1 pseudogene is annotated in these 640 nt (G+C 51.6%); it reads left to right on the forward strand.

The window, feature by feature from the left end:
* Nucleotides 1–640, forward strand: a pseudogene (locus PVZ80_RS00170) (DUF6708 domain-containing protein); the annotation flags it as partial.

Below are 640 nucleotides of genomic sequence, written 5' to 3' on the forward strand. Positions count from 1 at the left end.
ACTGTCGATGTTTAGAAATCTGTTCAACCGTAAAAACAAAACTGCAGCCACTGAACCTGCGCCGGACCTCCGCAGCCAGCGCCCATCTGCCGGGGAGATCCGCACCAAGGGGTTGAACGAGACCCTGTTCCTCTCGCCTCTGCCGGTTTACACAGGTCAGGCACAAGTATCATGCCGTAACTTTTCGGAGATGAACGAAACATTCCTCGAGCTAGGAGGAAGTAACCGGGGAATGGTTGAACAGGGAAAGATATTGGCCGCAGGAATTTGGATACTACTGGTTCTCGCTTTTATCGCGCCTGCTCTTATCGTTCTTTATGGGATGCTCGCCTATCCTCAAAATTTTCCTAATCCGCTCAAAGATCTGATGATGTGTGTTCAAGCCTTTTCTGGATATGCTCTCTACGGCATCCTCCCTCTAGGTGCGTATATCTATGGAATGCTCTCCGACGTATTCAAAGGAACAAAGACCTACCCCGTCCGCTTCAACCGTCAACGCCGCGAAGTCTGTTACGTCGACAGCAAAACCCATCGAGTCCTGATTGTCCCCTGGGAAAATGTCGTCGCCTGGGTTTCCAATACTCAAGGCGTCACCAGCTATGGCGCCACACGCCAGTACACCTTTGGCATGGGCCTGGAA

Origin of the sequence: Pseudomonas sp. B3G-3, assembly GCF_028640915.1 — a bacterium.
Classification (GTDB): domain Bacteria; phylum Pseudomonadota; class Gammaproteobacteria; order Pseudomonadales; family Pseudomonadaceae; genus Aquipseudomonas; species Aquipseudomonas chlororaphis_I.